11 protein-coding genes and 2 pseudogenes are annotated in these 14,371 nt (G+C 33.4%); 3 read left to right on the forward strand and 10 right to left on the reverse strand.

The window, feature by feature from the left end; translation table 11 throughout:
- Nucleotides 1-57: 57 nt before the first annotated feature.
- The 7 genes and pseudogenes from OPR24_RS03140 to ychF form a co-directional block, all read right to left on the reverse strand.
- Nucleotides 58-1,069, reverse strand: a pseudogene (locus OPR24_RS03140) (IS630 family transposase).
- Between the two features lie 51 nt (nt 1,070-1,120).
- Nucleotides 1,121-1,321, reverse strand: a complete 201-nt coding sequence (locus tag OPR24_RS03145) for a hypothetical protein (protein ID WP_265033916.1) — start codon at nt 1,319-1,321, stop codon at nt 1,121-1,123.
- Nucleotides 1,322-1,653: 332 nt separating this feature from the next.
- Complete coding sequence (locus OPR24_RS03150) at nt 1,654-3,831, reverse strand: ankyrin repeat domain-containing protein (protein ID WP_265033918.1); 2,178 nt, start codon at nt 3,829-3,831, stop codon at nt 1,654-1,656.
- 292 nt (nt 3,832-4,123) lie between these two features.
- Nucleotides 4,124-4,723, reverse strand: a complete 600-nt coding sequence (gmk, locus tag OPR24_RS03155; protein ID WP_265033986.1) for a guanylate kinase — start codon at nt 4,721-4,723, stop codon at nt 4,124-4,126.
- A complete protein-coding gene (locus tag OPR24_RS03160; RefSeq protein WP_265033988.1) occupies nt 4,707-6,512 on the reverse strand; it encodes a pentapeptide repeat-containing protein in 1,806 nt (601 codons plus the stop codon). The genes gmk and OPR24_RS03160 overlap by 17 nt, the downstream gene beginning before the upstream one ends.
- Nucleotides 6,505-7,617 (reverse strand): ankyrin repeat domain-containing protein, encoded by a 1,113-nt coding sequence (locus tag OPR24_RS03165; RefSeq protein ID WP_265033920.1) that lies wholly within the window; start codon nt 7,615-7,617, stop codon nt 6,505-6,507. Before OPR24_RS03165 ends, OPR24_RS03160 begins: the two co-directional genes overlap by 8 nt.
- A gap of 198 nt (nt 7,618-7,815) precedes the next feature.
- On the reverse strand, nt 7,816-8,910 hold the full coding sequence (gene ychF / locus OPR24_RS03170) for a redox-regulated ATPase YchF (protein ID WP_265033922.1): 1,095 nt from the start codon (nt 8,908-8,910) through the stop codon (nt 7,816-7,818).
- 118 nt (nt 8,911-9,028) lie between these two features.
- Between ychF and OPR24_RS03175 the strand changes: the two genes are divergently transcribed.
- Both OPR24_RS03175 and OPR24_RS03180 read left to right on the forward strand, forming a co-directional pair.
- The gene (locus OPR24_RS03175) at nt 9,029-10,141 is read left to right on the forward strand and encodes a hypothetical protein (protein ID WP_265033924.1); all 1,113 of its coding nucleotides are present in this window, start codon (nt 9,029-9,031) and stop codon (nt 10,139-10,141) included.
- An 82-nt stretch (nt 10,142-10,223) separates the two neighbouring features.
- Nucleotides 10,224-11,396 carry a CCA tRNA nucleotidyltransferase gene (locus tag OPR24_RS03180; RefSeq protein ID WP_265033926.1) on the forward strand — a complete coding sequence of 391 codons (1,173 nt, stop codon included), beginning with the start codon at nt 10,224-10,226 and terminating at the stop codon, nt 11,394-11,396.
- Here OPR24_RS03180 and OPR24_RS03185 read toward each other — a convergent pair.
- Both OPR24_RS03185 and OPR24_RS03190 read right to left on the reverse strand, forming a co-directional pair.
- Nucleotides 11,393-11,635, reverse strand: a complete 243-nt coding sequence (locus tag OPR24_RS03185) for a hypothetical protein (RefSeq protein WP_265033929.1) — start codon at nt 11,633-11,635, stop codon at nt 11,393-11,395. The genes OPR24_RS03180 and OPR24_RS03185 overlap by 4 nt on opposite strands.
- Before the next feature lie 398 nt (nt 11,636-12,033).
- The gene (locus tag OPR24_RS03190; RefSeq protein WP_265033930.1) at nt 12,034-12,309 is read right to left on the reverse strand and encodes an EMC3/TMCO1 family protein; all 276 of its coding nucleotides are present in this window, start codon (nt 12,307-12,309) and stop codon (nt 12,034-12,036) included.
- Nucleotides 12,310-12,385: 76 nt separating this feature from the next.
- Between OPR24_RS03190 and OPR24_RS03195 the strand changes: the two are divergent.
- Nucleotides 12,386-13,397, forward strand: a pseudogene (locus OPR24_RS03195) (IS630 family transposase).
- Nucleotides 13,398-13,460: 63 nt separating this feature from the next.
- Here the strand turns inward: OPR24_RS03195 and OPR24_RS03200 are convergent.
- Nucleotides 13,461-14,147, reverse strand: a complete 687-nt coding sequence (locus OPR24_RS03200) for a TerC family protein (protein ID WP_265033932.1) — start codon at nt 14,145-14,147, stop codon at nt 13,461-13,463.
- Between the last annotated feature and the right edge of the window lie 224 nt (nt 14,148-14,371).

Raw genomic sequence — 14,371 nt, forward strand, 5'->3', positions numbered from 1 at the left:
GTCATCCAAGTAGCTGACACTGGTTCACTCTATAATGGTATAATCTAATACCAATTCTCATTGTTGGTCAGTCAAATAGGAGAAATTGCAGAGTTGTTTAATTGTGGAGCTGGCAAGAGAAGTAATAAATTTGCACAAAGCACCCTAAAGCAGAGCAATTGTATCGTATATTTTATTGCGCAAAATGTTCTGTTTTATATATAACCAAAGCCTCTCAACAGGATTGAGTTCAGGTGAATATGGAGGTAGGTATATAATCTCAATATTTTTAGCTACCTTTAAATTTTTTGACTTATGCCAACTAGCACAGTCCATAACAAGAACAGCTTCTCTTGTCCCTAGATATTGCGACATTTGCTCAAGAAATACATTCATGCAATCAGTGTTAACATTTAGTGCAAATAAGCTAAAACTCTCTCCATTTTTAGGATTAACTGCACTGTAGAGATAAAAATTATGCCTACCTAATTTTATTTTAACCCGAGTCCTAGTGCCTTTTTTAAACCATCCATGCCCAACTTTCGAATGTGTGCCAAACCTTGATTCATCAAAGAAAAATAGCTCTTTTTCTGGATACTTGCCAATAACTTCATTGAGATTTTTTTTTGAATTCCTCTTGTTTACTTTTATCTTGTACGTTGTGTACTGGTCTTGGTGTAATATATGAAAATTTCATCTTTTGCATATGGCGGTGTACTGTAGATTTGCTGATATTTAATCCGAACTTTTCCTGGATTCTTATTCTCATTTCTTTAATGGTAATATTAGGATTTTCTTCTATACATGCTTCAATTTGCTGTAGTTGAGCCTGATTTAATTTAGTTTTTCTACGGCGTGATGGAGGAGCAAACAGTTTTTCTTCTCTGCCAAATTTCAAGAGTTTTATCCACGAAGTTAGTGCGCTTCTTGAAATTCAATATATTTTTGCTACAGCCGTTATACTATGCTTTTTTGCCGCAATTACAGCATTTAGTTTTTTTGAAACATATGCATTGTTCCTTACTTTCTTCAGCATTTCTTTTGCTGATTCTACTACTTTTTCATCCAATAATTTTGATCTTAATGCCATTTATACCTCGCTACTTCACTTACTTTAGTATGGCTTTTTTCCCATTATTGTCTATCCGTTCTTTGTATAGTGGGAATTGGTATTAGGACTAGCCCCTTCCTTGAACAATCCCTTGCATTTGTTGAGAGTCTTGTCTTTCCCAACTTCTGGGTGTAGGTGTTTGTGCTTTCCTTTTGTTACTTTTTTCGTTATAATGCTCAATAATTCATTGTTGTGTACTAACTCACTAGATGTAGAATTTTCTTTTGTCATACCAAAGCCTCACTAAAAATTAACCATTTGTATATTTTTGTAGTTGTATGTGTTAACAATTTTAGATTGAGAACTAACAACTAAGAAGCTAGATTTAAATTTTAAAATGTTGTATATGTAATCGAAATACAGGCAGAAGAGCGTTTCTGCTAGGAAATTTGTCATCATAGTTAAACCTCACTTTAACAATTATCTACTCTATTTTGAACGTTTAGTTTTAAGAAAGGATAAATATTGGTATATAGCTAAAGTGAACAGGTGCAAAATATGCTATACCGCGGCGCTAACGAGTAGCGGAATGACGGCATATCAAATTGTAGAACTTAGGCTAGCTATAGAACGTTCCCTACTAGCTTATTCATGAATTGACGTAGTATTGATACATCGCTCATTTTAGTAGCTGGGTTTTCTGTATGCTCTGATTGATTTTGTTGTCTTTTTGCTGCTAGGTCTTCAGAATCATTTCCTAGATTCTGTTGATCATTGTCAATAGGGTTCTTCGAAGCTTGATTCTGCTCTGTTGTTGAATTAGAGCGATTTTTGTCGTTAAATGTGTCCTGTGCTTTGTTGGTCGATTTTTCAAAAAGTTTCTTAATACCATCAAACCCTAAAGTGATAGTAAGACATATAACTCCAGCAGTAGCTATGATAGGAATGGCTGCTCCAATTGCCATTTGACCCTGAAAGAAAGCAAATGTTACCATTGCAATAACAGTAATCGTTATCGTGATTGCTAACAGTTCGCGGGTCCTTTTTGCTGGATCTATGAATCCTGCTACAACAGATACTCCTTTTCTTATACCAGAACCTGCTTCTTTAATGTCAGACTTGCATTTTTTTGAAGCAGTTTTACAGTGGTATTTTTCCTCAAGCTTCTCTTTTAGTTCTTTAGCTTTCTCCTGTGCTTTCTGTGGAGTCCCTGAATAATCTTTTAGATCTCGTAAAGTTAAATAGTACTTTTTAGTATGGAATTTTGGATCTTTCAGCTCCAGAGAACAGGGATCAGCGCCTATTTCTAGCAGCATTGTACAAAATTTTGTTGTATTGTCATAAGCAGCTGCTGTATCAAAAATTGTTCCTTGCGGTAAGTATTCGATACTTCTTTTTTCTGCTTTTTTCTTTAATGCCAATTCTAGGGGTGTGTTCTCTTCTCCATTAGGTGCATTCACAGCCTCTCTTAATTGATCTTCAGATATTTTTCTTTCTTTTATTAAACCTAAAATCAATTCCAAACATGCAACTTTTTGTCTTCCTTTGAATGAAGCAATATAGTGAAGAGCATTTTTTCCATCTTTATCTTGCACAGTAATATCTGCACCATTTTGTAGAAATAACTCTAAGGCTTTAAACCTGCCAGTATCCTTAAATTCTTTTTTTACTACATTTTTTATTTTATTTTTCAATGAAGGTTCTTTATTCTTTTCTTGTATGCGCTGGAGTACCAGATGGAGCGGTATTTGTTCTTCCTTGTTAGTAGTATTTACAGCATTACTAAATCCATCTTTATTTGAAATCAACTCTAAACATGTAACTTTTTGTTCTCCTTTTAGTAAAGCAATATAGTGCAGAGCATTTTTTCCATCTTTATCTTGCACAGTAATATCTGCACCATTTTGTAGAAATAACTCTAAGGCTTTATACCTATTTGTTTTTTCAAATTTTCTATCTGTACATGATCGATCCTCATTCTTTTCTTTTATATGCTGAAGCAACTGATGAAGAGGTGTTTGTTCTTCCTGATTTTTACTATTAATGAGTTGTGCTAAATCTTCCTCGGTGACCGTTTTTATTAGGGCACCTAGAAACTTGCATTTCTGTTTCTTTTCCAACGACGCGATAAGGTGTAAAATATTTTTCCCTTCTTCAGCTTTTATGCTGCTAATATCTGCGCAACCTTTTAGATATTTTTTAAATTTCCTGTTATTTCCATTTTTGATCGCTTTTAGTAATAGAGCATTGCTATTTGTTATTTCGTTGCTTTTCTCTATTTCTTGATCTTCATTTGCTGCATTAGGGTTACTGATTGAATGTTTCTCATAATCATCACCAGCATCGCTACTGTAGTCACTTTCAATTCCACTGTCTTCACTATTTCTACGATCATTTTGGTTGTGGGTAAAACAATATTTGCTATTATAAGTAATTTCTGAAATTACTTGTCCTATTTCCTCTTTTTCTATAGGGTCTAGTTCTTTCGATATTTTTCTATTCAATACCGGAAGAAAGCACTGGACATAGTACCTATAATATTTTTCTTGTTCTCTAAGTGATTCTTCTAATTTAGTTAATACTTCAGGACTAGCACCTTCCTTGAATAACCTTTTACACTTCTTGAGGGTTCCATCTCGACTTCTTGGTTTTTCACGCTTATGCTCTTCTTTTTTTACCTTTCTCTCTATAATGTCATACAATTGCTCGTCTTTTCTATCCTGCTCTCGCTTTTCATTTTTATCTATGTATTTATCTAATTTTTTTGCATTAGTAGCTAGTGCACTTAGATCTGTACTCATACTAAAACCTCAATATTAAAAGCTATTTAAGTTGTCAGCACTAAACTAACAACCAAGAAGTTTGACTTTTAATTTGAGCTAAACGTTGTATATGTGATCGAAATATAGGTGGAAAGGCAGAAAATTAATTTCTGTAAGAAAGTTTGCCGTCATAGTTAAACCTCACTTGAACAGTTGTCTACTATTTTAACCATTTTGTCTTAAAAAATAATAAATATAGCTAAAGTGAGTAACTGCAAAACGTGCTATTGGCTAAAATAGGATAAGAAATTATAGCTGCAAATTGATGTTTTTACAGACTTGGTTTTTCTTTTAGTTTTTTAAGTCTTTCTTTATTTAGTATGGAGCTTATCTCTTCTACACTTTTATCAATATCATCATTGATTATTACATAATCATATTTATCACGTTTGCTTATCTCTTTTTGAGCTTCGGCTAATCTGCGCTCTATTTCGCTTGCATCATCACTATTACGCTTTTGCAAACGCAACCTAAGCTCTTCCATTGAAGGGGGAAGTATAAAAACACTCACAACTTTTTTTTTCATGAGCTTGAATAAGTGAAATGCTCCTTGCCAGTCTATGCTTAGTAAAACGCTTATTCCACTGCTTAAGTTTTGCTCTATAAAATCTCTTGGTATACCATAAAAATTCTCAAAAACTTTGGCGTATTCAAGCATCTGACCAGCTTCGCATAACTCGTGAAATTTTTCTTCGGTAACGAAAAAATAGTCTTTTCCATTTATTTCGCCAGAGCGAGGCTTGCGCGTAGTTGTAGAAACAGACCTAACTAAATTAGTTGATCGCTCAAGTAATTTTTCTGATATAGTAGTTTTTCCAGCTCCAGAAGGAGAGGATAGAACCAATAATATGCCCTCACTTTTTATGGTCATTTTTCTTTGCATTTTTTAACATGGCGCTTTTTTGATCAGAGTTTAAAAAGCTAGAACCTTTTAAATTAGAATTTGATAAGTTGGTGCCAATGAGAGAAGAGTTATCAAAGACAGTATAGCGCAAATCGGTTTTTTCAAGATTTGCCTTATTCAAATTAACGTTTACAAACTTTGCTCTACTCAATGTTGAATTAGAAAAATCAGCATTTTCTAAATTCATATTCTTAAATTCAAAGTAAGAATAATTTACATTAAATTTTTCACCCTGTGATATTTTCTCTTGCAAATCTCCAATTGAAGTTATAGCATTTTCTAACCCTGCAAGTTTTTTCTGCCCTTGATTGTCAATCAAAATTGAATTATCAAACTTGCAATCTGTTAAATGAGCATCAGCAACTGAACTTTTATATATGCTTGAAGAGTGAAAAGACATATCACTAATTGTTGAATTGCTCAAATTGCTAAGAAAAAAGCTAGTTTTCCTAAAGGCATTAGTGTGAAGCAAAGAAGATCTGAAATCGCTTTCAATAAAATTTGAATTAGTTACTTTTAAATTGGACCAGCTCGAATTATCAGCTAATAAATTAAAGAATGTTGAATTTTCTATTTCACTGGAATCAATATTATAGTGAAAAAGTGTACTGTTATAAACTTGAGAGTCTTGGATTTTTATCTTATACATTGAAGTTGTAGAAAGGTCTGAATCTTCTATCTTCGTAGAGGTGAATAGTGAATGGTCAAAAAATGAGCCATTCATGTTAGAATTCGCAACTTTAGTATTATGAAACTTTCCGTGACGAATGTCAGCATTAGAGACATTAACTTGATGCAGTTCACTAAAACTAAAATCAATATTGGATAAATCAGCATCCTGAAGACTTGCTCCAGAAACATATACATGTTTTATCTTGGAACCATTTAGTATAGATTGAACAAAACTTGAATTATCGTCATTCACATAGGAAATTTGTGTGTTGCTTAAATTAGCTTCGTCGAAGTTACTGTTAATTATGATAGAAGAATTAAGGCAGGCATCGGAAAGATTGCTACCTGTAAAGTCTGATTCTTTTAACTCTGCACCATATATGTTAGCATTTTTTAATGAAGAAAATTGTATCTTTAATTTATATGCATCCACTCCAAAGAAACTTGCATTATCAAGGTTATTTTTCTGCATAACAGTATCGTTTATTTCACTATCATTAAAATTTACGTAGCTAACATTCGAGTTTGATAAGTTGGAGAGATTCATTTTCACATTCGAGTAATTAGTATGCAAACCAATTACGTTGTGCATACTTACTTTTTTGAGATCGGAACTGATAAAATCAGCATAACTAACATTAGACTGATCAAATACGATATCTGTTAAGTTTGCAGAAACAAATTTTGTAAAACTCAAATTTGTACCTTTTATTTTAATGCCATGTAAATTAGCATTGGAGAAATTAGCACCACGTAAATCAACATCAATGAAAGACACGTCGGATAAATCAGTATTAGAAAAATCAGCACCAATCAGACTTACTCCATCAAAAACAGATCCACTTAGGTACAATTGGCTAAAATTAGCTCCATTTAAGTTAGAGCCAAAACCTTTCTTAAAATCTTCTGGCACGCCCTCTTTGTGGCACTGCACCAAAAATTCAGCAAAGTCTTTTTTACTGTAAGATACGTATTTTACATCATGCAGAGCATTTAAAAAATCACTAATCTGATTTTTTTCATCATTTGTTTCGTTTCCATAACATAAATGACCAACTAAAATTAATATCAAAAATCTAATCATCTTGCTTATCGCACTGCGACTCATTGTTTTCTTTCGTTTTCACAGCCCAATCGTACATTGCTGAGCTTTCTTTATTGTCTATTTTTCTATCCTCCAAAAGATGTGGCATCATTTCGGCAATCGCATTTATTATATTGATCTGCTTTTTTTCGATTGCTATATCAATTGGGGATTGAAAATTATTATTAACTACTCTAAGATCAGCGCCTTGTAATAAGAGAAAGCGCACTATGTCTACCTCACCTTGTTTAACTGAATAAATGAGAGGAGTATCACCCAATTTATTTCTAAACCTTAGTATCTCTTGAGTTGTTAATCCAATTTTTTCTAGCTTACTCATTATTCCTCTTAAGCAAGGTAAGTTATTTTTCTTAATACAGTAAAAAAATTGCTTACTGTAATCATCAATAAATACAGTTGTAGGAAGATGCTCATTAAGGCTATCATATTGTCGTTTATATATTGACTTGCTTTGTATATCTTTATGACCCCATTCTTTTATTGGTTCTCTGTTTAGCTTTGTCCATTTTTGTAAATTTTTCTTTTCACTTTGCTCTTCTTCATCTTTTTTAGTTATAGGTTTTACTCTATTGCGGTACTTAGAATTATTGTTTGTTTCTTTCACTTTTTTTTCTTCAAACTGATTCTCTACTTTTTCTTTTTTTCCCTCTAATAATTGACTCGCATCACTTTTTGAAAGTTCATTATCTTTTATATCAATCTTCTGATCAGCTTGTAGATTTTTTTGCGGGGCAGTTGTATTCTCATTTAAATCAGCACTTAAAGGCAAAGGCTCTGGTTTCAAATCTTTATTCACTTCTTTATTGGCCACATTTGGTAAATTTCGAGCAAATTCGCCTGTACTTTCTTCTAGCTGGTCATTTGGCAAATCTTTATCAATCCTTTCACCTTCACTTTGTGTTTGTTTAGCATCGAAGTTGCTTTTCAACTCATCTTTTTGATTTGTGCTATCTTGCTTCCTTACAACTACATTTTCGTTTTTATGAACTGATTCGATTTTCTTTTCTTCAAATTGCTCTACAGCAAATAGGCTCAGTGATCCAAATACAACAACTAATAATACAAAGTATAAAATACTCTTCATAAATATTCCAAGCATAAGCTTAATTAAGATGATACTATAATCAAATGATTAATCTACAGTAAAAAATGCCTTAGGATTTTATTTATAAAAAACCAATAGATTTTTTGCATTACTTTTTCTGGGTAAGGTCAATTGTTTCTTAAACCTCTCCCCTAAACGAATACACTGTAGAAGGAGGAGTTTCTTCTCCCCAGAAAGCTACACATTAAACCTAAAGTGCATTATATCACCATCTTGTACGATATAATCTCTGCCTTCAAAGCAAATTTTTCCTGCGTCTTTGCAAGCTGATTTACTTCCATACTTTATGTAGTCTGCAAAGCTTATAGTTTCTGCTTTTATGAAGCCTTTCTCAAAATCAGTGTGGATTACACCTGCTGCCTTATCAGCTGTTGATCCTATTTTTACTGGCCATGCCCGTGCTTCTTTGGGGCCCACAGTAAAGAAAGTTATCATACTCAGCACTTCATACATAATACGCGCTACTCCATCAAGGCCTGATTCTTGTAAGCCAAATTCTGACAAGAAACTCTGTTTTTCCTCTTCACTATCAAGATTTGCAATATCTGCTTCAAGTTTTGCTGAAATGCAATAAAATTTGCTTTTATTTTCCTCCGCCATTCTCTCTACCTTTTGAGATAATTCATTGCCAGTTATAACATTTGTATCTTCAACATTGCAAACGTACATAACGGGCTTTGTTGTCAGCAATTGAAGTGACTTCATTTCGGCTTCGTCCATGTTTTCCAAACTTCTTGCAGGTTTACCGAGTTTTAAAGTAGCTAATACCTCTTGCATTAATTCAAGTTGTCTCTTTAGCTCTTTATCACCTTGTTTTGCTTTCTTTTCCAATTGAGGAAGCCTTTTTTCTATGCTATCAATATCAGCTAGAATTAACTCCATTTCCACCACTTCAGCATCTGATATTGGATCTATTTCATTGTGTACATGGTTAATATCATCATTTATAAAGCACCTGAGTAGATGCACGATGGCATCAACTTCTCTGATATAACTCAAAAATTTGTTTCCGAGTCCTTCACCTTTGCTTGCGCCCTTTACAAGACCTGCAATATCCACAACTTCTAATTGATTATAAATTATCTTCTCTGAACCGGCAATTGCTGCGATTTGTTTCAAACGCTGATCTTTTATCGAAATCTTGCCTATATTTGGCTCGATTGTGCAAAAAGGATAATTTGCAGCTTCGGCTGCACTTGACTCTGTAAGTGCATTAAATAAAGTTGATTTTCCTATGTTTGGTAACCCAACTATACCACAGTTAAAGCTCATATTTGCTATTTAAAGCCATAATTATTGCACAATTTAAGAATTTCTGCTATACTTAATTAGTTACTTATTGACAGTTTTGTTGGTATAGTAATATATAGCTTAAATTAAGGTAAAAACTATGCTTCAATCTAGGGAACGGAAATTACCAACTAATAGCCAAGTAGTTAAGTATAATACTGCGGGCGATGGCAATTGTTTTTTTCATGCTGTGTTTGGTGATAATAGCTCTGGTCCATATAAAGCTGAAAGAGCGCAAGATATGAGAATGGAATGGCACAAATTTTTAAGTCAATTTACATCTTTAGATGATGTAAGTATGCCAGCTCCTTTAAGAGCTCAGCTAGAAAAGGTTTTTAATATGTTTTTAAACAAGCCAGGGGATTTAACTGGTAAGTCTGATAGAATAAAGGAGTTGGTTGAGCAAACAAATAGGAAAATTAAAAATGCTGAAGGTAATGTGAAGAGGTTAGTAAGTAAAGCTGTTAGCAAATTTAATATATCGCATGATCAAGCTATGCGTGATTTAAGAGAATATGCAGAGGCCCTTGGTGAAAATGAGTACGATGTCCAATATAACAGTGAATTTATTACACGCTCATTTCTTGACAAACCTGAACTCTATCAAGCCTATCTAGAAGCAATAGAAAGTAAAAGTTATTTTCCTTTCATTGAAGAAGTTCAGACATTAGCTTCTTTAGCTAATATTGAAATTAATGTCCATTGTGAAGTTAGCGGTAGAGAGAAGCAACAAAAGTTTGAGCCAGATCCACAAATGATAAATAATGATGATCAGTTAAATCAGGTATTTAATCGTGAGAGTTATAAATTAAATGACGAGTTATGGGGTAGTAAAGAGCGAGAAACAATATATCTTGGAGGGAATCATTACTCTAGAGTTGAAATTGTAACTCAAGAATTAATAAGACAGCAGCAAGAGCAAGAAGACCTTCTATTAGCAAAAAAACTGCAGTTAGATGAGATCTTAGAATATTGTAACCTTTCAAAGGATATCTCTGATAGAGCAGAGGTTGAAAAGAGATTTGATGAGTTATTGGCAGAAAATGCTAATGGAAAAATTTGTGATGTTGTAGAGCAGTGCGTTAGTGATATAAAGCAGCGCATAGAGCGCTCTGAAGAGCAAAACCCTTCAAGTTTACTAAGTTCAAGATGTGGTACGGAATCGATGGCAGAACAACCATTTCATCAGCAGCAACCAATACTTGTAAAGTAAATCTTCATAGCCCTGTATATTTTTATATAGGGCTTTTGCAAGCATTTCATATAATATGCACTTGCAGTACGTACTAACCTAAATGCAAGTTGACCATGAAGCTAGTTTAATCATCGATGCCATAGAGAAATTTGGTGGTGAGGCTAGGCTTGTCGGCGGGTGTGTGAGAGACTCAATTTTGCAGCGTGATGTCCATGATATTGATCTCTCTACCAATTTGCTTCCTGATCAGGTGATGAAAGCGCTAAAACTCCGTAATATAAAAACTATTCCAACTGGCTTAAAACATGGGACTATAACTGCGGTTCTAAATCAAAGATCTTTTGAGATCACAACACTAAGGCATGATGTGAAATGTGATGGCAGGCATGCGAAAGTAGAATTTACTAATAATTGGCAAGCTGATGCTTCAAGGCGTGACTTTACATTTAACGCTCTATATGCAGATAAGCATGGCCATATATATGATTACTTTGGTGGTATAGAGGACTTAAAGGCGCGAAGGTTAAACTTTATAGGCAACGCTGAAGATAGAATTGAAGAAGACTATCTACGTATTTTAAGAGCATTTCGTTTTCATGCAAAAATATGCGTCGGAGATTTGAGTGATGAAATACTAAGCGTATGCAAAAAGCATTCGCATATGATCCAAAACCTCTCTGGAGAGAGAATAAGAGATGAAATACTTAAATTGCTGGAGTGCAATGATCCTTTTCCAACACTTAAGAGCATGCAAGAATCTGATGTTTTGCAAAAGATTATCCCAAAAGAAGTAAAATGCGAAATTCTGTCTTCGTCACTTCTTTTCGGCACTGATGCACTAGTAAAATTAGCGTTACTCCTTAGGACCACCAAAAATGACAGGCTAAGTCTTGGAGAATATGTAAGTAAGTTTCTACGTCTTTCAAACAAGCAAAAGAAAAAGCTGTTATTTTTATTATCCAACGATATCAAAACAGAACTCTCAGAAAAAGAGCAAAAAAAATACATATCTTTATTTGGTAGAGAATTATATTGTGATTTAGTAAAAATTTGTGGTGTTGAGTCTGGAGAAAATGTTGATAAATACATTTCGTTTGCTAATACATTCAATATTCCAAAATTTCCTTTATCTGGCGATGATTTAATAAGTATAGGTCACCATCCAGGAAAAAGTTTAGGTAGGAGCTTGGAGTTGCTAAAACAACATTGGGAAGACAGCTCCTACACTTTAACAAAAGAGGAGCTGGTGCTTTATGCTAAGGGTCTACTTTAGGCTACTCTCTGAGCATTCAATAAATGTACGCTTACAGTATTAGTGTGACTCATCGAGGAATTAGGTGTGTATTCTTTTTTAGCTTTTTCTGTTAATTGGTATTCGTTTACTCCTCCTTGAGTTTGATTACACATTCCCTGATCTGGAGATAAAAGTTTATCTCTTATACTTGATGCCAGTTGTAACTCTTGAATCTTATCTGAAAAAAATCTCATTCTATCTTCTACTAGCTCTTTCACAACAATTTCTTTAAGTAATTCTCCCCGAGTCGTTATTATTATTATTTCTGTTATTAAAGCTGTGCAAGATAGAGTCTACAATCTTATTTACCCCTTCTTCTTGTTTGTTAAATTCTAATTTTTTTACGCATTTTCTAACAGAAGATGACAACTTGGCTTTTAACGTGCCATCTCGTAGTTCTTTACCTACATTTTTTCCAATGTTACAATGTTCGTTGACAACTTCTTTAACCTTGGCTTCTATGATCTCCCAAGCTTATTGGTCAAGTTCTGCAATTTTGAAAGGGTTGATTTACTAGAGCCTGTAGTTGATTTTGCAGTAGATACTGTACTCACTGTATCTGGCTTGTGAGCTTTTGTTTGTCCTTGTGATTTTTTAGTTTCTCCATCAATATCTTCTAACCTTTTATAACACCCTTTAACTTTTCTTCCAACTTTCGTTGTTCTTGGTAATTTAACAGTTGTTGTTGTATTATTTTTAATTGTTCTTCCATGTTTTCTTTTTCTTTCTGTAGTTTCTTAATATCAGCTTTTGATTGATCTTCTGCTTGCTTCTGTTCCTTTTTTAGCTGCTCAATCAACTTCTCTTGTTCTGCAAGCTTTTCTCTGGTTTCTTGTAATGCTTCATCTGATTCTTTCTTTAATTCTGCCTTTAGTCTTTCTATTAATACCAATTCCCACTATACAAAGAACGGATAGACAATAATGGGAAAAAAGCCATACTAAAGTAAGTGAAGTAGCGAGGTATAAATGGCATTAAGATCAAAATTATTGGATGAAAAAGTAGTAGAATCAGCAAAAGAAATGCTGAAGAAAGTAAGGAACAATGCATATGTTTCAAAAAAACTAAATGCTGTAATTGCGGCAAAAAAGCATAGTATAACGGCTGTAGCAAAAATATATTGAATTTCAAGAAGCGCACTAACTTCGTGGATAAAACTCTTGAAATTTGGCAGAGAAGAAAAACTGTTTGCTCCTCCATCACGCCGTAGAAAAACTAAATTAAATCAGGCTCAACTACAGCAAATTGAAGCATGTATAGAAGAAAATCCTAATATTACCATTAAAGAAATGAGAATAAGAATCCAGGAAAAGTTCGGATTAAATATCAGCAAATCTACAGTACACCGCCATATGCAAAAGATGAAATTTTCATATATTACACCAAGACCAGTACACAACGTACAAGATAAAAGTAAACAAGAGGAATTCAAAAAAAAATCTCAATGAAGTTATTGGCAAGTATCCAGAAAAAGAGCTATTTTTCTTTGATGAATCAAGGTTTGGCACACATTCGAAAGTTGGGCATGGATGGTTTAAAAAAGGCACTAGGACTCGGGTTAAAATAAAATTAGGTAGGCATAATTTTTATCTCTACAGTGCAGTTAATCCTAAAAATGGAGAGAGTTTTAGCTTATTTGCACTAAATGTTAACACTGATTGCATGAATGTATTTCTTGAGCAAATGTCGCAATATCTAGGGACAAGAGAAGCTGTTCTTGTTATGGACTGTGCTAGTTGGCATAAGTCAAAAAATTTAAAGGTAGCTAAAAATATTGAGATTATATACCTACCTCCATATTCACCTGAACTCAATCCTGTTGAGAGGCTTTGGTTATATATAAAACAGAACATTTTGCGCAATAAAATATACGATACAATTGCTCTGCTTTAGGGTGCTTTGTGCAAATTTATTACTTCTCTTGCCAGCTCCACAATTAAACAACTCTGCAATTTCTCCTATTTGACTGACCAACAATGAGAATTGGTATTATTACCTTAAATCCACAGGAAAATCTCGCTTGAGTAAGGCTATATATACACACTACGTTTTCTTTATTTTGCTTATAACTTCCACAAGCAGTGCAAACATAAATGAAGAATACAAATATCCTTTTGGTAATTCTATATGAAATCCATGAAGTATGAGGTACACACCGACAAGTAAAACAAATAAGATAGCAATTACTTTTAAACCTGGATTAGATTTGATTAACTGGGCGGTATAACTTGATAAAAACAGCATTGCTAGCATGGAAAATGTAAACGCTGTGGCAATTATTATCATGTTATAAGTTAGTGCTACAGCAGTTAATATCGAATCAACTGAAAAAACTAAATCTATTAATATAATTTGTAGCACAACTAAAAAAAATTTTGATTTAACGTTTGCTTTCTTTTTATTTTTCTTACATACGAAGATGTCATCTCGTAACTCCATAGAGCTTTTAACAATAAGGAATAATCCCCCTGCAATCATAAGTAAATCCCTTGCTGAAATATTTAGCGATGCAGTGTGAAATATAGGTTTTTGCATTGACAATATAGATGATGTAAAAAATAGTATTACAAAACGCATTAATAGCGCTAATCCAAGGCCCATAAGGCGCACTCTTTCTCTCAGCACATTTGGTACCTTATCTATTGCTAGAGAAATAAAGATTAAATTGTCTACACTAAGTATAGTTTCAAGTAGTGTAAGTGTCAGTAAAGTCCAAGCATCAGCTAGCATTTTTGTCCCAAATTCAGCTCTTCTTACTCTACAATAGATGTGTAAAAATTAAGTGACTTCACTCAGAAGTTTTATAGCAGCTCTCCAGAAAAACAGGATAACTGCTAATATAAAGTTCAGCAGCTTCTTCTATTTTCGTTTTTAAGTAAAATCAATAATAAGAGAGTTTCTTATTTTCATACACGCAAATAAGATAAAGCCTTATTTTCATTTTTGACTTTATT

Source organism: Wolbachia endosymbiont (group A) of Sicus ferrugineus, assembly GCF_947251515.1.
Lineage (GTDB): Bacteria > Pseudomonadota > Alphaproteobacteria > Rickettsiales > Anaplasmataceae > Wolbachia.

Bases quoted from the DNA above. Each gene is read 5' to 3' on its own strand.
- OPR24_RS03200 (WP_265033932.1), bottom strand. From the start codon at position 14,147: ATGCTAGCTGATGCTTGGACTTTACTGACACTTACACTACTTGAAACT.
- OPR24_RS03175 (WP_265033924.1), top strand. From the start codon at position 9,029: ATGCTTCAATCTAGGGAACGGAAATTACCAACTAATAGCCAAGTAGTT.
- OPR24_RS03160 (WP_265033988.1), bottom strand. From the start codon at position 6,512: ATGATTAGATTTTTGATATTAATTTTAGTTGGTCATTTATGTTATGGA.
- ychF (WP_265033922.1), bottom strand. From the start codon at position 8,910: ATGAGCTTTAACTGTGGTATAGTTGGGTTACCAAACATAGGAAAATCA.
- OPR24_RS03145 (WP_265033916.1), bottom strand. From the start codon at position 1,321: ATGACAAAAGAAAATTCTACATCTAGTGAGTTAGTACACAACAATGAA.
- OPR24_RS03165 (WP_265033920.1), bottom strand. From the start codon at position 7,617: ATGAAGAGTATTTTATACTTTGTATTATTAGTTGTTGTATTTGGATCA.
- OPR24_RS03180 (WP_265033926.1), top strand. From the start codon at position 10,224: ATGCAAGTTGACCATGAAGCTAGTTTAATCATCGATGCCATAGAGAAA.
- gmk (WP_265033986.1), bottom strand. From the start codon at position 4,723: ATGACCATAAAAAGTGAGGGCATATTATTGGTTCTATCCTCTCCTTCT.
- OPR24_RS03150 (WP_265033918.1), bottom strand. From the start codon at position 3,831: ATGAGTACAGATCTAAGTGCACTAGCTACTAATGCAAAAAAATTAGAT.